At 62.1% G+C, this 17,075-nt stretch carries 15 protein-coding genes and 2 riboswitches; of the genes, 14 read left to right on the forward strand and 1 reads right to left on the reverse strand.

What is annotated here, in order from left to right; translation table 11 throughout:
* Nucleotides 1-19 precede the first annotated feature (19 nt).
* From cydB to CVV65_RS03545, 7 genes are all read left to right on the forward strand, one after another.
* Nucleotides 20-1,048 carry a cytochrome d ubiquinol oxidase subunit II gene (gene cydB, locus CVV65_RS03515; RefSeq protein WP_100669144.1) on the forward strand — a complete coding sequence of 343 codons (1,029 nt, stop codon included), beginning with the start codon at nt 20-22 and terminating at the stop codon, nt 1,046-1,048.
* A gap of 202 nt (nt 1,049-1,250) precedes the next feature.
* Nucleotides 1,251-1,748: an MFS transporter gene (locus CVV65_RS17055; protein WP_232796702.1), complete on the forward strand. Its 498-nt coding sequence runs from the start codon at nt 1,251-1,253 to the stop codon at nt 1,746-1,748.
* Between the two features lie 12 nt (nt 1,749-1,760).
* Nucleotides 1,761-3,914 (forward strand): thioredoxin domain-containing protein, encoded by a 2,154-nt coding sequence (locus CVV65_RS03525; protein ID WP_100666963.1) that lies wholly within the window; start codon nt 1,761-1,763, stop codon nt 3,912-3,914.
* A gap of 58 nt (nt 3,915-3,972) precedes the next feature.
* A riboswitch (cobalamin riboswitch) is annotated at nt 3,973-4,155 on the forward strand.
* A gap of 131 nt (nt 4,156-4,286) precedes the next feature.
* On the forward strand, nt 4,287-5,015 hold the full coding sequence (locus CVV65_RS03530) for a HoxN/HupN/NixA family nickel/cobalt transporter (protein WP_100666964.1): 729 nt from the start codon (nt 4,287-4,289) through the stop codon (nt 5,013-5,015).
* A 93-nt stretch (nt 5,016-5,108) separates the two neighbouring features.
* Nucleotides 5,109-5,924, forward strand: a complete 816-nt coding sequence (locus CVV65_RS03535) for a GTP diphosphokinase (protein ID WP_407928384.1) — start codon at nt 5,109-5,111, stop codon at nt 5,922-5,924.
* A gap of 12 nt (nt 5,925-5,936) precedes the next feature.
* On the forward strand, nt 5,937-7,745 hold the full coding sequence (locus tag CVV65_RS03540) for a B12-binding domain-containing radical SAM protein (RefSeq protein ID WP_100666966.1): 1,809 nt from the start codon (nt 5,937-5,939) through the stop codon (nt 7,743-7,745).
* Nucleotides 7,746-7,758: 13 nt separating this feature from the next.
* A complete protein-coding gene (locus CVV65_RS03545; protein ID WP_100666967.1) occupies nt 7,759-8,424 on the forward strand; it encodes a tropomyosin in 666 nt (221 codons plus the stop codon).
* Nucleotides 8,425-8,617: 193 nt separating this feature from the next.
* Here CVV65_RS03545 and cobK read toward each other — a convergent pair whose 3' ends face one another.
* Nucleotides 8,618-9,382: a precorrin-6A reductase gene (gene cobK / locus CVV65_RS03550; protein ID WP_100666968.1), complete on the reverse strand. Its 765-nt coding sequence runs from the start codon at nt 9,380-9,382 to the stop codon at nt 8,618-8,620.
* 167 nt (nt 9,383-9,549) lie between these two features.
* Nucleotides 9,550-9,751: riboswitch (cobalamin riboswitch) on the forward strand.
* Nucleotides 9,752-9,880: 129 nt separating this feature from the next.
* On the opposite strand from cobK, the gene CVV65_RS03555 reads away from it, so the two are divergent.
* The 7 genes from CVV65_RS03555 to CVV65_RS03585 are packed head-to-tail and all read left to right on the forward strand — an operon-like array spanning nt 9,881 to nt 17,073.
* The gene (locus CVV65_RS03555; RefSeq protein WP_100666969.1) at nt 9,881-10,534 is read left to right on the forward strand and encodes a precorrin-8X methylmutase; all 654 of its coding nucleotides are present in this window, start codon (nt 9,881-9,883) and stop codon (nt 10,532-10,534) included.
* Nucleotides 10,531-11,685, forward strand: a complete 1,155-nt coding sequence (locus tag CVV65_RS03560; RefSeq protein ID WP_100666970.1) for a cobalt-precorrin-5B (C(1))-methyltransferase — start codon at nt 10,531-10,533, stop codon at nt 11,683-11,685. The genes CVV65_RS03555 and CVV65_RS03560 overlap by 4 nt, the downstream gene beginning before the upstream one ends.
* Nucleotides 11,622-12,908, forward strand: a complete 1,287-nt coding sequence (cbiE, locus tag CVV65_RS03565) for a precorrin-6y C5,15-methyltransferase (decarboxylating) subunit CbiE (protein WP_100666971.1) — start codon at nt 11,622-11,624, stop codon at nt 12,906-12,908. The genes CVV65_RS03560 and cbiE overlap by 64 nt, the downstream gene beginning before the upstream one ends.
* Nucleotides 12,901-13,626, forward strand: coding sequence for a precorrin-2 C(20)-methyltransferase (cobI, locus tag CVV65_RS03570; RefSeq protein ID WP_100666972.1), 726 nt, complete (start codon nt 12,901-12,903; stop codon nt 13,624-13,626). The genes cbiE and cobI overlap by 8 nt, the downstream gene beginning before the upstream one ends.
* Nucleotides 13,623-14,444: a precorrin-4 C(11)-methyltransferase gene (cobM, locus tag CVV65_RS03575; RefSeq protein ID WP_100666973.1), complete on the forward strand. Its 822-nt coding sequence runs from the start codon at nt 13,623-13,625 to the stop codon at nt 14,442-14,444. Before cobI ends, cobM begins: the two co-directional genes overlap by 4 nt.
* Nucleotides 14,444-15,640 carry a cobalt-precorrin 5A hydrolase gene (locus CVV65_RS03580; protein WP_100666974.1) on the forward strand — a complete coding sequence of 399 codons (1,197 nt, stop codon included), beginning with the start codon at nt 14,444-14,446 and terminating at the stop codon, nt 15,638-15,640. Before cobM ends, CVV65_RS03580 begins: the two co-directional genes overlap by 1 nt.
* A complete protein-coding gene (locus CVV65_RS03585; RefSeq protein ID WP_100666975.1) occupies nt 15,637-17,073 on the forward strand; it encodes a cobyrinic acid a,c-diamide synthase CobB in 1,437 nt (478 codons plus the stop codon). Before CVV65_RS03580 ends, CVV65_RS03585 begins: the two co-directional genes overlap by 4 nt.
* Nucleotides 17,074-17,075: the final 2 nt, after the last annotated feature.

The raw sequence follows: 17,075 nt of genomic DNA on the forward strand, positions 1-17,075 counted from the left end.
CAAGGAGGGGAACACGATGTTGAGCCATGAAACGTTGGCAGTGATCTGGTTCGGTTTGTGGGCGGTTCTTTGGATGATGTATTTCACTCTGGACGGGTATACCCTGGGGGTGGGTATCCTGTACCCCTTCGTGTCCCGTTCGGAGCGGGAGGAAAAGCAGTTACAGGAGACGGTGGGGCCTTTTTGGAACGGAAACGAGGTGTGGCTGATTACCGCCGGGGGAGCGACCTTCGCCGCTTTTCCCCTCGTATATGCGATGATGTTCAGCTACTTGTACGTGCCGCTTTTCCTGATCCTGTTTGGCCTGTTTTACCGGGCGATCGGGCTTGAGTTCATGCACAAAGACCGCGGCCGGTTCTGGCGGGCGAGCTGGAAATGGGCCTTTTTCGGCGGCAGTTTGCTCGTGGTACTGTTGGTGGGCGTCGCCTTTGCGAACATGTTCTACGGGCTGGCTTTCGATGCCCACGGGAATCAGACGAACGTGTTGACCTTGTTGAACACCTACGGAATTCTGGGAGGACTCACGTTCCTGTCCCTGACGTTGGTCTCGGCGGGGTCCTGGGTGGCCCATAAAGTGAGCGGGCCCCTGGAAGGGCGCATGTTGTCTGTCGCCAACGTGGCCTGGTTTGTCGCAATTGGCCTTTACGGTCTATTTATGGTGGCCACGGCCAACCGGACCCAGGTTTTGGACAATTTCAACCGGCTGCCCTTTTTGTACGTCGTGCCCGCCCTAGCCGTGGTGGCCTTGGTCGCGGCGAAGTTCTATCTAGGGAAAGGCCGGGCCCTGGCAGGATTTTTCGCGAATTCCCTGGTGATTTTCTTGACCGGGGCCACGGGATTCATCGGCATGTTTCCGAACATGCTGATCTCGGCCACCGACCCGGCAGCTAGTGTCACCCTCTATGAGGCGGCCGCCAGTCCGCGAACTCTGACCATTATGCTGGTTGTGGCGGTAGTACTCGTTCCGGCGGTGATCACGTATCAGCTTTGGGCGTACCGGAAGTTTGCGACCAAGATCAAACCGGAGGAAGCAAAGGGGTATCATTAACCGGACGGGGACGCGACCGGTTTGCGGGAAGTGCTGGACTACCATCGAAGGAGCCTGGCCGGTGGTTTTGGAACCCGGCCAGGTCTTTTTTTTGTATCGGGGCACAGGCCGGCGGGATCCCGTGGTTCTTTTTCGCCACTGTAGCAGCCCTGAAGATGGAGCCGCGGGATATAATGAACAATAGGTGCAGAGAGGGGAGGCGGTGTCAGCGTTGGCCAGAATCACCCGGGGAGAGATGGGGGCGGCTCTGCCGCTCCGGGCGGTGCGGCAACGGGCGGGGTATCACTGGTTTGTGGTGGGAACGGTGTGTATCGGTGCCTTTATGGCCGCTCTGGACGCCAGTATCATCAACATCGCCTTGCCGGTACTTAAAGAGCAGTTAGACGTCGGCATGCATATTATCGAATGGGTCAGTCTGGTCTATCTGTTGACCCTCGGGGGACTGATTGTCCCCTTCGGTCAGCTGGCGGATCTGTTCGGCCGCAGATGGATGTATGCCCTCGGTTTTACCGTATTCATCGCGGGTTCCGCGATGTGCGGCCAGTTGTTTCTCGCTTTGCAAGGAGTCGTGCAGCAAAGTGCAGCGCCCCTCGGTGCGATGATTGGCGCCTTTCGGGGGTCTTTTCTTATAGTGGCGGGGATTGCCGCCGTAACCTGGATCCTTTCCTCATCAAGGGTCTTTGATCCTGTACAAAAATAAGGGGTGTTCCCCATGACAACAACTAATAATAAACCCAACCGCTTGGCCAGGGAAAAATCGCCATATCTGCTCCAGCACGCGTATAACCCAGTGGACTGGTTCCCTTGGTCCGAGGAGGCCTTTGAGAAGGCCAAGAAGGAAAATAAGCCCATTTTCTTGTCGATCGGATACAGCACCTGTCATTGGTGTCACGTCATGGAACGGGAATCCTTTGAAGATCCCGAGGTGGCGGAACTTCTGAACCGCCATTTTGTGGCGATTAAAGTGGACCGGGAGGAGCGGCCGGACGTCGACCATCTGTACATGGCCGCGTGCCAGGCCCTGACCGGGCAAGGAGGTTGGCCGCTCACCGTGTTCTTAACACCGGAAAAAGAACCCTTTTACGCCGGAACTTATTTTCCCAAGCGGAGTCGATATGGCCGCCCGGGGCTGATGGAACTGTTGACCCGGGTGGCGCAGTTGTGGGAAAAGGGGGCGGACCGCGTCAAAGACGCCGGGAGGCATCTCACCGGCCAGATCGGGGAAGCCCTGGGTCGGACGGCCCAGGGAGAGGTGGATGCGGGAACGCTCACCCGGGCCTTCGAGCAGCTTTTAGCCAGCTATGACCACACCTTTGGCGGGTTTGGCCAAGCCCCGAAATTTCCCCGGCCCCACGATCTTTTGTTTTTGTTGCGGTACGGGGTGCGCAGCGGGCGGCGGGAGGCTTTCGATATGGTGCAGGGAACCCTCGAGGGGATGCGCCGAGGGGGGATCTGGGATCACGTCGGCTTTGGATTTGCCCGGTATTCCACCGACCGGCGTTGGCTCATCCCGCATTTTGAGAAGATGCTGTACGATAATGCTCTTCTTGTTCTGACCTATCTCGAAGCGTACCAAGCGTTGGGGGACCAGCGATGGGCGCAGACAGCCCGGGAGATAGTCACTTACGTGCGCCGGGAGATGACCGATCCCGGGGGTGGATTTTACTCGGCGGAAGATGCGGATTCAGAAGGGGAGGAAGGAAAATTTTACGTCTGGACGCCCCAGGAGATCGCAGAAGCGGTGGGGCCGGAGGATGGTGAGGTTCTCTGCCGGTACTTTGGTGTGACGGAGGAGGGGAATTTTGAAGGCGGCCGATCGGTGTTGAATGAGATCGATACGGATGTCGATTTGCTGGCCCGGGAACTGGGAATGACTCCCGAAGAGATCGATGGGAAGGTCCGCCGGGGGCTGGAGATTCTGCGCTCGGTGCGGGATCGTCGGGTACACCCTCATAAAGACGATAAAATTCTCACCGCCTGGAACGGGCTGATGATCGCGGCCTTGGCCCGGGGGGCTCGAGTGCTCGGGGATGCGGACTATCTGGTATCCGCCCGGCGGGCGGCGGAGTGGCTGTGGCGGACTTTGCGCCAGGGGGACGGCAGGCTGTTGGCGAGGTATCGGGATGGCGAAGCGGGGATCCTGGGTTATTTGGACGACTACGCCTTTTATATCTGGGGTTTGTTGGAGTTGTACCAGGCCGGCGGAGATGTGGTGTGGCTGCGGCGGGCGATTCGGCTGGCGCAAGATGTGCGGACGTTGTTTTGGGATGAGAATGAGGGGGGCTGTTTTCTGACCGGGTCGGATGCGGAGGCGCTTTGGTCCCGGCCCAAGACGGCGGAGGACGGAGCCCTGCCTTCCGGAAACTCCGTCCTGGCCCTGGACCTGCTGTGGCTAGGCCGCCTGACGGGGGATCCGGCCTGGGAGCGGTGGGCGGAGGCCCAGCTTCGGGCTTTTGCCGGGGCGGTGTCCCGTTATCCTGCCGGATACACGTTCTTCTTGACGGCCTGGGATTTCGCCGTGGGGCCTTCCGAGGAGATCGTGGTGGCCGAACCGGTTCGCGATGAAGCGGGGGACAGCGGGGAGGATTTCGTCGGGGGACCGCAGGCTCAGGGCTCCTTTGCCGCGGCCCGCTGGCCGGCAGAAGTTCGGCGCCTGTATCTCCCCCGGGCTCTGTGGGTGGTGAGGCCGGATGGAGCGGAGGGGGATCGGGTGTCGGAGGTGCTGCCCTGGGTGAGTGGCCACCGGTCGAAGGGTCGGCAGACCCAGGTGTACATCTGTCGGGGAAATGCCTGTGAGCGCCCGGTGCTTTGGGCGGAGGCCCTTCAGCGGCTGCAAAGCATTGGCTCCGGGTTTGTGGAGGAGTAGATTCCCGTTTCGGGATCTTTTTCTTAAAGACGGAACTGTAGTATACTTTGGACGACGGACAATGGATGGAAGACAGGGTGCGCCTGATCGGCGCTGAAAAGGGAAGTCCGGTGCAAGTCCGGCGCGGTCCCGCCACTGTGATGGGGAGCCGATCCGCAGGGGTCATTGGGCACGTTGCCTGAGAAGACGCGGAAAGGTGAAGATCCTCAGCCAGGAGACCTGCCCTGTCCGACAACCGGCCGCACACCTACGCGGATAGGGGGGCGCGAACATGGTCGTGGTGTTTTCTATGGAGAACACTCCCGGGCGGCGCTCGGGGGGCATTTTTGTCTTTGGAGCCGGATTCGACGGGCGGAAGCGGGGTGGCCGGTCATGACGATCTCGGTGGTGGCCCTCGGCGGATTGGCGCTGGCCCTCGGATTTCGGCATGGAATTGATTGGGATCACGTGGCGGCGATTACGGACTTGATTGCCGGAGGAACCCACCGGCTTCGGGGTCTTTTTTTTGCGATGTTGTATGCCCTCGGCCATGGGACGGTGGTTCTGTTGCTCGGGATTCCGGTCATCGTCGCGGACGTTCACGTGCCGGGGTGGCTGGGGCGTGTCATGGAACCGGTGGTGGGGGCGACGTTGATCGCCCTGGGCGGCTGGGTGTTGGTGATGTTGTTCACGGGAAGGCATGAGCTTGCGGTCCGGAGCCGCTGGATGCTGTTGTACCAAGGGGTGCGGCGGGGGTGGAGACGGCTCTGGCGCAAAGATTCCGGGGGCGCCGACGCGGAGTTGGGGGCGGGTGGAGCCTTTACCGTCGGGGTGATTCACGGGGCCGGGGCCGAAACGCCCACCCAATTGATGGTATTTGCCGCGGCGATGCAGGCCGGGGGGCGCACGGCCGCCCTGGGGGTATTTTTCCTGTTCGTGGCGGGCATGCTGGTGGCCAATCTTTTGATTTCCCTGTTGACGATGATGGGGTACGGACTGGCGGGGCGACGGATGGGCTGGAGGGTGGTCTTGGCGGGCTGTACATCGGTATACAGTGTGGTGGTGGGCATCGTGTTTTTGATCGGTCAAGCCGTAGGATTGCCGAGCCTGGCGGGTCCTTGAACAGCGTGTTCATCCCTTGGAGGACGAACCGGAATTCCGGTATGATAAAGGGAGGACGTTGGTCCGCGAAAGTTCCGGCCCACGGGGCCTGGGGTGGTGAATAGGCGCGTGCACACCATTGACTGGGATCGGTTTTTGTTGCCCTATGAGCAGGCTGTTGAAGAGCTCAAGGTGAAGTTTCGCAGTATCCGGAATGAACTCAAGCGAAAAGAAGAGTATTCGCCCATCGAGTTTGTGACCGGGCGGCTGAAGAAAGTCTCCAGCATCCTCGATAAAGCGGCCCGGTTGGGCATCCCCCTTGAACGGGTGGAAGAGGTGCCCGATATCGCCGGTATTCGCATCATGTGTCAGTTTGTCGACGACATTGATCGGGTGGTCCAGCTCATTCGCCAGCGGGACGGCAGGGACATGGAGATCGTGGAGGAACGCGATTATATTCGGCACCAAAAGGACAGCGGCTATCGCAGCTACCATATCATTATTCGGTATCCCATCCAAACGGCCGAAGGGGAAAAAAAGCTGCTCGCGGAAATTCAGGTCCGAACCTTGGCGATGAACTTCTGGGCGACCATCGAACATTCCCTGAACTATAAATACAAAGGCAATCTGCCGACCCAAGTTCGGGAGCGCCTCCGGGCGGCCGCCGAGGCGGCGTTTCAGCTAGATCGGGAGATGTCCGAGATTCGCGAAGAAATCAAGCAGGCCCAGCGGCTGTTTGAAAGGAAGTCGAATTTGGTTTCCTCGATTCTGAGGGATCTGGAACAATTGGAATCCTCGGGACAGGTGGAGATGGCGACGGCCTTTCAGGAACGGCTGCACGGGTTGGCGGGAGATTTTGAAGGCCTGCGGCAGTTGGCGGAAGAAGTCAAAGAGTGGCTGGTGCAAAGTGGAACCGGCATTACGCACTAGGGGGGGGTCGGAGTGAAGGTCCTGCTCGCGGCGCTGAACGCGAAATTCATTCACTCTTCCTTGGCGCTTCGTTATCTTCGGGCCGCGGCGGAAGGGGAGTTCGACGTACTGCTCCGGGAGTTCACCATCAAGGACGATCCGTTGCGGGTTTTGTCCGAGGTGGTGGGCGACCGCCCGGAGGTCGTCGGATTTTCCTGTTATATTTGGAATGTCGTTGAAACACTGAAAATCGTGCGCCTCTTGAAAAAAGTGTCTCCGGCTACACGGGTGGTGTTAGGGGGACCGGAGGTCTCTTATGACACCTGGGAGTGGATGGAAAAGTGGCCGGAGGTGGACGCCATCGTCATCGGAGAAGGGGAGGCGACGTTTCTGGAGTTGCTCCGGGCCTGGAGGGACGGAGGCGATCTTGGCGAGATCGCTGGCCTGGCCTTCCGCGAGGGGGACCGGGTGAAGATTGCGCCTCGCCGGGGCTGGATTGAACCTTTGGACGCGATCCCCTCTCCTTACCGGGGCCACCTGGAGGAGTTGGACAATCGGATTGTGTACTTCGAGGCTTCCCGGGGGTGTCCGTTTCATTGCCAGTTCTGCCTGTCGTCCATCGATGATGCGGTGCGGTATTTTTCATTGCAGCGGGTCAAAGAAGACTTGGCCCGGTTGATCGATTACGGCGTTTCACAAATTAAATTCGTGGACCGAACGTTCAATTTGAAAAAAGATTATGCCTTGGAGTTGTTTCAGTTTTTGGCCCGGTACCCCGGGCGGACGGTGTTTCAGTTTGAAATCACGGCAGATATCCTGCGCCGGGAGATCGTGGAGTTTTTGGCGGCGGAAGCGCCGCCCGGACGGTTTCGTTTCGAGATCGGGGTCCAGTCGACAAACGAGGAGACGAACCGACTGATTCGGCGGATTCAGCGGTTCGATCGGTTGGCCGGCACGGTGAGGCGGTTGCGGGAGTCCGGTCGGGTGGTGCAGCACCTGGACTTGATCGCCGGGTTGCCCCGGGAAGATTACCGGTCGTTCCGCAAAACCTTCGACGATGTGTACGCCTTGGAACCGGACGAGCTGCAACTCGGGTTTCTCAAACTACTGCGGGGAACGGGGCTCAGGGCCCGGGCGGCGGAGTTCGGGTACGTGTACATGGACGAGCCCCCCTATGAGGTGTTGGCCAACGACGTGTTGCCCTACGAGGACGTCCGGCGGATCAAGCGGGTCGAGGATATGGTGGACAAATATTGGAATTCGCACTGGATGGATCACACCCTGCGGTATCTGAGGGCCTGGGAGTTTTCCAGTGCCTTTGATTTGTATCAGGAACTGGGGGATTACTGGGATCGGCAGGGGTACGGGACGCTGGGATATCAGCCCGAGGATCTGTTTCTGCGCATGCGCGATTTTTTGCGCGACAAGGGTCTCAGGCGGCCCATGGTGGCGGAGGATCTGTTAAAAATCGATTATCTGTTGACACGCCGGGTTCGTCCGCGGTCCCCCTGGTGGGTGCCGACCCTGGACAAAGGGGGGGTGCTGGGGTGGGCCCGGAGGTTGGCCGAACGGCCGGAGATTCTGGGCCCGGAGTTTGCCCGGCTGGAACTGGGGGAGACGGCGTTGTTGAAACACGCCGTCTTGGAGTGGGTGAGTTTCGATGCGAGCGCATGGATTCAGGACCGACAGCTCGCGGGGGTCGGGGATCCCCATCTGGCGGTGGTGGTGTATCCTCCCGGTGGACAGGAGTTTCCGGGTTCGGTGTCGAAGTGGAAGGGGAGGCCGATGTTGTTTGTGGCAGCTCAGATGAACGCGGAAGATGCGGCCGACACCCACAGATGAGGAGTGGTGCCGGATGGACGATCGTCACGTCAACGAGGTTCTGGAGGTCATTCTTCAAGAGGTTCGGAGTTTGCATGGGCGATTCGACCGGATGGAAGCGCGAGTTGATAGAATCGACCAGCGCTTGGATGTGGTCGACCAGCGCTTGGATGTGGTCGACCAGCGCTTGGATGCGGTCGACCAACGCTTGGATGCGGTGGAACAGCGCCTGGGTGCGGTCGAGCAGCGCCTGGATGCGGTGGAGCAGCGCTTGGATGCGGTCGACCAACGTTTGGATGCGGTGGAACAGCGCCTGGGTGCGGTCGAGCAGCGTTTGGACGCGGTGGAACAGCGCTTGGGTGCGGTCGAGCAGCGCCTGGACGCGGTGGAGCAGCGCTTGGACGCGGTCGAACGCCGCTTGGATGTGGTCGAGAGCCGGTTGGATGTGGTCGAGAGCCGGTTGTCCACTGTCGAAGAGCGGGTGAGAGATGTGGACTGCCGGGTCGTACATGTCGAGCATATCTTGGAAGAATTTCCGCATATGCGCCAGGCCGTTTTGGAGATCGACGCCAGAACCATCGGTATCGATCAGCGGCTGCAACACGTTGAAACGAACATGGTTACGAAAGCGGATTTGGCTTTTTACGATCGCAAAATCGGCGAGCACGATCGGGAGATTTATATGATGAAGAATCGATGATCGGCGAGATGCCGAGAAGACCGCCCTGGAAACGGAGATGATGTGGACGGCGCTCGGTTGAAGGTTCAGGCGGTGCGAGCTCCCAAAAGGAGCTTCTGGGCATCCGCCCTGTCCCTTTCGATCGTTGTGGCTGCGATCGGCCGGGTGATCGAGGGGATCCAGCGGTTGGTGCGAAGTGGAAACGGCCGCCCGCCTAAGGCAGGCGGTCCAGTGTTTCCAGTACTTCGCCGGCGCTGTGGCACAGGTGCTCATATTGAATGCCCGGACGGCAGATCACGATAGTATGAATGCCACGGTCCAGAGCGGGTTGAATTTTTTCCATGACGCTGCCTTCAGAGCCGCTCTCCTTGGTGACCAGGGTGGTCACGCCGAAATGTTCATAGAAGGCCGCATTGAGCGTCGAGGTGTACGGACCCTGCATGGCCACGATGTTTCGCTGAGGAATGCCGAGGGCGGTGCAGGTGCGCATATTTTCCTCGGTGGGGAGAATGCGGCAGATCATCCGGATGGTCGGGTCTTTCAACAGGACTTCGGCGAAGATGGGCAGGGTTTTGCTGCCGGTGGTCAAGAAAATGGTGCCGCCGAAGGAGGCGGCGAGCTCTGCGGCGTTGCGGTAGTCCCGCGCTAAGTGTAAGTTTGGATGTTCGGATAATTCCGAGCTCGGACGTTCATACCGGATGTAGGGAATACCGGCAATCGTGGCCGCTTCCATGGCGTTTCGCGACGCTTCTTCGGCGAAGGGGTGGCTGGCGTCCACCACCGCCCGGGTTCCGTTTTCGGAAAAGAGCCTAGCCATTTCATCGGCGGATTTGCGGCCCACGGTGACCGAGAGCCCCTCCTTACGCAAAGAGGATGCGGCACTTTCGGTGACCACCGAGGCCAATACCGGGTAGCCGGCGTTCTGCAACTGAACGCCGAGGGCCCGGGCGTCGCTGGTACCGGCAAGGAGAAACAGCATCGGAGAACCACCTCTTCACGGGAACATTTTTCGGTCAAAAAAGTTGAAAAGCCAGGATCTCGGTGGCAGGACAGATGGGATCGGCGAAAACGGCTCTAGACACGGTCCCGGATCGTGAGTTATGCTTACAACGAATCTTATCTTCATCCAATTTCAAGCATGACTGTTTGTGGCAACGACGTCAAGGTGCTTCCGCTGCGGCGGAAGGTAACAGGGAATCGGGTGAGAATCCCGAGCGGACCCGCCACTGTGACCGGACGAGTTGCCCTCCACGTCCGCCGAGGACGACGTCACTCGCTTAGCTGCGGGGAAGACGGAGGGCCGCGATGACCCGGGAGCCAGGAGACCTACCTTGATGGAAACGCCGGCAGACCCTCGCGGTATGGGGTGCGGTGTGCCGATTCCGGGCTCTTGAGGCCCGCCAGGCGTCAACGCATATTGCCTCCGACCGATGGGTCGGGGGTTTTTTTGTACCCGCAGCGGGGAGGGGGAGATGGGGTGAGCGAGTTTGTGCCGTCGACAGTCCGGCCCGAGGAGATCGAGGCCCGGAGTTTTGCCATCATTGCGGAAGAACTGGGGGAGCATTCTTTTACGGAAGAACAATTTTCCATTGTCCAACGGGTGATTCACGCCAGTGCAGATTTTGATCTGGGGAGGTCGCTGCGGTTTCATCCCCAGGCTGTGGAAGCGGGGATTCGGGCCATCCGGGAGGGACGGCCGGTGGTGGCCGATGTCCAGATGGTTCAGGTGGGGATCTCCAAGGCGCGGATTGAGCGGTTTGGGGGGCGGGTGCACTGCCTGATTTCCGATCCGGACGTGGCCGAGGAAGCGCGGCGCCAGGGAACCACCCGGGCCATCGTTTCGATGCGCAAGGCGGCCCGGATGGCGGAAGGGGGGATCGTGGCCATCGGTAACGCCCCGACCGCCCTGTTGGAGTTGATTCGCCTCGTCCGGGCGGGGGAGGCGCGCCCGGCGCTGATCGTCGGCGTGCCGGTGGGGTTCGTATCGGCGGCGGAATCGAAAGCGCAGTTGGCCGGTCTGGATCAGCCGCCCTTTATCACCAATGAGGGCCGCAAAGGGGGCAGTCCGGTGGCTGTGGCCATCGTCAATGCCCTGTCTCTGTTGGCCGTATCGGAGGCGGGGGCGAGATGACCGAACCGCCGGAGCGGCCGCTGCGCCACGGCTATACCACTGGCAGTTGCGCTGCGGCGGCGACGAAAGCAGCCGTATGGGCCCTGGTTCACCAACAGCCGCTGTCCGAGGTGGAAATCGGGCTCCCGGCCGGGCAAAGGGTGCGATTCGCCGTGGAAGGTTTATCGTTTACGCCGGAGCGCGCCGCCTGCGCCGTGATCAAAGACGGCGGGGACGATCCCGATGCCACCCACGGCGCCTGGATCTGGTCCACGGTGAGTTGGCGGGGAGAGCCGGGGATTGAACTCGAGGGTGGCGAGGGAGTGGGTCGGGTGACGAAGCCCGGGCTGGCCGTGCCCGTGGGGGAGCCGGCCATCAATCCGGTGCCCCGGAGGATGATCCGCCAGGCCGCAGAAGAGGCGGCGGGGCCGGAGATGCTGGGGCGGCGCGGGATTCGGGTGGTGATCTCCGTGCCCGGGGGCGAGGAGATCGCGAAAAAGACGATGAACGGCCGGCTGGGGATCATCGGAGGAATTTCAATCCTGGGTACCACGGGGATTGTCAAGCCCTTTTCCACGGCGGCGTGGATGGCCAGCGTAGCCCAGGCCATCAGTGTGGCCACGGCGGCGGGGTGCCGGCAGGTGGTGTTGACTACCGGGGGGCGCAGTGAAAAGGTGGCCATGCGGGAGCTTTCCCATCTCCCGGAAGAGGCTTTTATCGAAATGGGGGATTTTCTGGGGTTTTCTCTCAAGCAGTGCGCCAAACGGGGCGTGGAAAAAGTGACCCTTTGCGGCATGATTGGAAAATTCTCCAAGGCCGCGGCGGGACACATGCATCTCCATTCAAAAGGATCGTCGGTGGACCCGGGGTGGCTGGCCGACCTGGCCGTTCAGTCCGGAGTGCCGCCCTCCGAGGCGGAAGGAATTCGTCGGGCGAATACCGCCAAGGAGATCGGGGATGTCCTTTGGTCGAAGGGGTACCATGCATTTTTTGAGCGATTGTGCGAAGAGATCTGTGCACGCGCTTCTGAGCACGTCGGAGGAGCCTTCGGGGTGGAAATGATCCTCTGCGATTTGGAGGGGCGCGTGATCGGAAGGGGGGAGAGGCCGTGGAACCGGTCCGGATCATCGGCATCGGAGCGGACGGGGCTGAGGGACTGCCCGTCCCGGTGAGGCGATGGATTGAACAGGCTGACCTGTTAGTGGGGGGAAGGCGGCATTTGGACTATTTTCCCGAATACTCCGGGGAGGTCCTGGCGGTGCAAGAGGGGCTTTCCCGGGCGGTGGGCCGCATTGATCAGGTCCGCCGGGAAGGCCGCCGGGTGGTGGTACTGGCCTCGGGGGATCCGAATTTTTTCGGCATCGGGGCGTACTTGGCGAAAAAACTCGGCCCCGAACAGGTGGAGATCCACCCCCACGTCTCTTCGGTTCAGTTGGCTTTTGCCCGGATGAAAGAGCCTTGGCAGGACGCCTTTTTGGCTTCGGTGCACGGGCGGGATGTGGAGCCGGTGGTGGACTGGGTGCGCACCCATGCGAAAGTCGCCTTGGTGACGTCGGACGGGAGTACGCCTGGGAGAATCGCCAGGGCACTCCAGAAGGCGGGGCTTTCGGAGGTGGAGGTGTTCGTTGCGGAGAACCTCGGAGCGCCGGATGAGCGGACGGGATGGTACACGGTGGCAGACGCCGCGGAGCAGGAGTTCGCCCCCCTCAACGTGGTGGTGATCCGCCGCCGGCAAGACGGAGGAGGGACTGGGGCGGAGGCCCATAAAAAAGGAGCATCGGGGGAGGCGGTTTGGCCCCTGGGGATTGACGATGAGGCGTTTTTTCAGCGCAAACCCAAGCGTGGGCTGATCACCAAACAGGAAGTCCGGGTGGTCAGCCTGGCGAAGTTGCACATTCGCCCGGGTGCCGTGATGTGGGATATCGGGGCCTGTACCGGTTCGGTGGGCATCGAGGCGGCGGGGTTGGCGGAGGGGGTACGGGTGTACGCCATCGAGAAAAATGAGGAAGATTGTGAGAACCTCCGCCGCAACGTGGAAAAATTCCACCGCCCGGTCCACTGGGTGCATGGCACGGCCCCGGACGGACTCGAGGCGTTTCCTGACCCCGACGCGGTGTTTCTGGGCGGCACCGCCGGGCGGATGGAGGAGTTGCTGGACGTCTGCGTCCGGCGCCTGCGGCCCGGGGGCCGCATTGTGGTGAACGCCGCGACGCTTGAAAATCTCTATCAGGCGGTGGAGGGGCTGCGAAATCGGGGGATGGCGGTGGACGTGACGCTGATCCAGGTGGCCCGCAGCCGCCCCATTAAGGATCTCACCCGGTTTGAAGCTTTTGATCCGGTGTACATCGTGGCCGCCCGACGGGCGGAGGAAGGGGCTGGGAACGAGAATGGCTGATCGACTGGGGAAATTGTTCGTGCTCGGGGTGGGGCCGGGGGATCCCGAGTGGCTAACCCTGCGTGCCCATCGGATTCTGCGGGAAGCTCCGGTTGTGGCATATCCGCAAAAAATGCGCTCCGGGGAAAGCTATGCCCTTTCCATCGTCGAAAGTCTGCTGCCCACCCCGGGCCCGGAACGGTTGGGTTTGGTCTTTCCCATGACCCGGGATCCGGAAAAATTGCGGATTCAGTGGGAGGAGACGGTGAACCGGGTGTGGGAGAAGTTGTCGGCCGGCCGGGACGTGGCCTTTATCACCGAGGGTCACCCGTATCTGTACAGTACGGCCATTCATCTGGTCCGGCTCCTGCGCCGGCTTCACCCCGGGGTGGAGGTGGAGGTGGTCCCGGGGGTCTCTTCTCCGGGCGGAGCGGCGGTCCGGCTGGATATTCCCTTGGCGGACGGGGACGAGAGAGTGGGCATCATCCCCGCGGTGAATGACCGGGAGGCCATGCGCCGGGCCCTGGCGGACCACGACACCGTGGTGTTTTTGAAAGTGGCAAAAGTCATGGATATGATGGTGGATCTTTTGGAAGAGCTGCACTTGGTGGACCGGGCGGCGGTGGTGACCAAATGCGGGACCCCCGATGAGCAGGTCTTTCGGGATGTCCGGGAGCTCCGGGGCCGGGAACTGGAATACCTCACCCTGATGATCGTCAAAAAGGGGGAGGAACGATGAGCCGCCCGGGGATCGGCAAAGTGTATTTTATCGGTGCAGGGCCGGGGGATCCGGAACTCATCACCGTCAAGGGCAAGCGCCTGATCGAGGAAGCCGATCTCATTCTGTACACCGATTCCCTGGTGAATCCCGAGGTGCTGAGGGGAGCGAAATCCGAGGCCCGAATTGAGAAAAGCTCGGGGCTAACCCTGGAAGAGATCGCCGGGCGGATGATCGATGCCGCCGAGCAGGGTCAGCGGGTGGCCCGGGTCCATACCGGGGACCCGTCGGTGTTCGGGGCGATCCTTGAGCAGGCCGCCCGGCTCGACGCTGCGGGGATCCCCTGGGAGATCGTTCCCGGCGTTTCCTCAGTTTTTGCCGCGGCGGCGGTTTTGGGGGCGGAGCTGACGGTGCCCGAAGTGACCCAGACGGTGATCCTCACCCGGGCCGCGGGGAGGACGCCGGTTCCGCCGGGCGAGGAGTTGACCGCCCTCGCCCGGCACCGCTCCACCTTGGCGCTGTTCCTGTCGGCGGGGCTCATGGGGGATGTCCGAAACGCCCTGCGGCAGGCGGGATGGGAGGACAATATCGCGGTGGCGGCGGTGTACAAAGCCACCTGGCCGGACCAAGTGGTTGTCCGCTCCACCTTGGGCCGAATTGTCGAGGACATGCGGGACGCCCAAATCCGAAGTCACGCCTTGATCTTGGCCGGGCCGGCCCTGGACCCCGGGCTGCGCCGTCCCGATGGGCCAAAATCCCGGCTTTACGATCCCACTTTTGCCCATCGGTACCGGCGGGCGGTACGGGCCGGGGATGCCCCCGGGGGGGAGGAGCCGTGATGCCGTGGCCGGATCATCCCCAGCCTTACGCCGCGGTGGCGATCACCAAACACGGGGTGGAATTGGCCTGGCGGACGGCGGAAGGGCTGGGCGGCGTCGATGTGTACTACAGTGAGAAATTTGACCTCCGGGCAGCCGGGGGAGCTCAGGAGGGCGAGACGTTCAGTTCCTTTTGGGCGACGCCCTTTTCCGGGAGTGTCCGGGAGTTGCTTCAAGATGGATTTCACCGCTACGAGGGCTGGATTTTGTTTATCTCCCTGGGAGCGGTGGTGAGGATGATCGCTCCGGTGCTGCGGGACAAAAAGACCGATCCTGCGGTGGTGGTGGTGGATGACGCCGGGCGGTTTGCCATCTCTGTCCTCTCCGGACACCTGGGGGGAGCGAACCGCCTGGCCGAGCGCGTGGCCGAGGTTCTCGGTGCCCAGCCCGTCATCACCACGGCTTCGGATGTGGGCCGGACCATCGCCGTGGACCTCCTGGGTCGATCTTTTGGCTGGACTTTGGCCGACGACCGCCACGTCACTCCGGCATCGGCGGCGGTGGTCAACGAGGAGCCGGTCTTGGTTCTCCAAGAGGCCGGAGAGCGGGGTTGGTGGACCCGCCCGACCCCTTTGCCGCCCACCATCCACCGGTGTGACAGCCTGGAGGAAGCCCGGGGGGCGGTGGCCGAGCGTGCCCGGCAAGGGTTGCCGGGCTTTGGGGCTTTGCTCCTCATCACCGACCGGATCTGGTCCGAGGAGGAGCTGCGTCAGTTTGCTCCTTACTGGGTGGTCTACCGCCCGAAATCCCTGATTCTGGGGATCGGGTGCAACCGGGGCACCCCCCGGGCGGAGATTGAGGAGGTGGTGGAAGGGACCCTCCGGGCGAAGGGATTGGCGGTGGACAGCGTGGCGGCGGTGGCGACAATCGACCGCAAAAAAGATGAAACGGGTCTGGTGGCGCTGTGCCGAGATCGCGGTTGGCCCCTGATTGCCTACACTCCGGTTGAACTGAACGAGATGCCCATGCGGCACCCTTCGGAGATGGTGTATCGCTACACCGGGGCTTACGGAGTCAGTGAACCTGCGGCCATGCGGGCGGCGGGCACCGACCGGCTGCTCGTCGACAAAATCGTTTCTGGAAATGTCACTCTGTCCGTGGCGAGAAAATGTCCGGATCTCCAGAACGGGGCGGTGGAAAGGGGGGCTGGCCCGTGAAAGGGAAGGCCCTTGCGAAACCAAGTTCCGGCAGTTCCTGCCCGCGCCTTCTCATTGCCGGCACCCACTCCGGGGCGGGGAAGACCACCTTCACGGTGGGGCTGATGGCGGAATTGCGCCGGCGGGGATTGACGGTGCAGGGGTTTAAAGTGGGACCGGATTATATCGACCCGACCTTTCACCGGGCGGTGACGGGCCGGCCGGCCCGCAACCTGGACACGTGGATGGTGCCCGAGGAAGCGCTTAGCGAAAGCTTTTTCCGCGGGTGTGCCGGGGCCGATGTGGCGGTGATCGAGGGGGTCATGGGGCTCTACGACGGCAAAGACCCCCGGAATGACCGGGGGAGTGCCGCCCAGGTGGCCCGGCTGCTCCAGGTTCCGGTGATCCTCGTGGTGGATGTGCACAGCATGGCCCGGAGCGCTGCGGCGGTGGTGCTCGGCTTTCAGCGCCTCGACCCCCGGGTCCGCATCGTCGGGGTCGTGGCGAACCGGGTGGGATCCCCGGGCCACGCCGAGATCATCCGGACCGCCGTGGAAGGGGCGTGCGGCATCCCCGTCCTGGGCGCACTGCCCAGGCGGCTGGATCTCGCCGCTCCCGAGCGCCATCTCGGTCTCATTCCCGCCCTGGAGCGCGGGGAGTTGTCAGGGTGGTTTGACGAGTTGGCCCAAATGGTCCGGGAGTCGGTGAACGTAGACCGGGTGGTGGAATTGGCCCGGAGCGCACCGGCCCCGGGGGCGTCGGATCCCGTGCTCTTTGCCCGGCCCCCGCGCCCGCCCCGGGTCAACCTCGCCGTGGCCTGGGATGCGGCCTTTCATTTTTATTACGCCGAGAACTTGGAGTTATTGGAGCACCGGGGAGCCAGGCTGCTCTTTTTCTCGCCTCTCGCCGGGGAGGAAGTGCCCGAGGAGGCGGACGGCCTGTACATCGGCGGGGGCTTCCCCGAGGAGTTCGCCCAGGAACTTTCGTCCCATCGTCAGGTGCTAGAGGACCTGCGCCGGCGGCACGCCGGGGGGCTGCCCATCTACGCGGAATGCGGGGGACTCATGTACTTGTCCCGGGGCATCGAGACGGCGGAAGGGCGTCGCTATCCCATGGCGGGGCTCGTCCCGGCTTGGGTGAGGATGCAGCGGACTCTCGCCGCTCTCGGGTACCGGGAGGTGGTGGCGGAGCGGGATACGGTGCTTTTGAAAGCGGGTGAAAAGGCCCGGGGGCACGAGTTTCACTATTCGCATCTGGTGGAGATCGAGGAGCCGTATCCCTGGGCATACCGGGTATCTGCCCGCCGGGGCTGGGGCCGGGATGGGTACGCGGAAGACCGGCTTCTCGCTGCCTACACGCACCTGCATTTTGGCTCCCATCCCGATATGGTCGACCGTTGGTTGGATCTTTGCGCCCGCCACCGGGCGGAGCGGGCCGGGGCTTGGGAGGGGTGAAG

The organism is Kyrpidia spormannii (genome assembly GCF_002804065.1).
In the GTDB taxonomy this organism is placed as follows: Bacteria; Bacillota; Bacilli; order Kyrpidiales; family Kyrpidiaceae; genus Kyrpidia; species Kyrpidia spormannii.

What these genes read in the sequence shown, in the direction of transcription:
- CVV65_RS03525 (WP_100666963.1), top strand. Translation starts at nt 1,761, where the DNA reads ATGACAACAACTAATAATAAACCCAACCGCTTGGCCAGGGAAAAATCG.
- CVV65_RS03530 (WP_100666964.1), top strand. Translation starts at nt 4,287, where the DNA reads ATGACGATCTCGGTGGTGGCCCTCGGCGGATTGGCGCTGGCCCTCGGA.
- CVV65_RS03545 (WP_100666967.1), top strand. Translation starts at nt 7,759, where the DNA reads ATGGACGATCGTCACGTCAACGAGGTTCTGGAGGTCATTCTTCAAGAG.
- cobK (WP_100666968.1), bottom strand. Translation starts at nt 9,382, where the DNA reads ATGCTGTTTCTCCTTGCCGGTACCAGCGACGCCCGGGCCCTCGGCGTT.
- CVV65_RS03560 (WP_100666970.1), top strand. Translation starts at nt 10,531, where the DNA reads ATGACCGAACCGCCGGAGCGGCCGCTGCGCCACGGCTATACCACTGGC.
- cobI (WP_100666972.1), top strand. Translation starts at nt 12,901, where the DNA reads ATGGCTGATCGACTGGGGAAATTGTTCGTGCTCGGGGTGGGGCCGGGG.
- cobM (WP_100666973.1), top strand. Translation starts at nt 13,623, where the DNA reads ATGAGCCGCCCGGGGATCGGCAAAGTGTATTTTATCGGTGCAGGGCCG.
- CVV65_RS03580 (WP_100666974.1), top strand. Translation starts at nt 14,444, where the DNA reads ATGCCGTGGCCGGATCATCCCCAGCCTTACGCCGCGGTGGCGATCACC.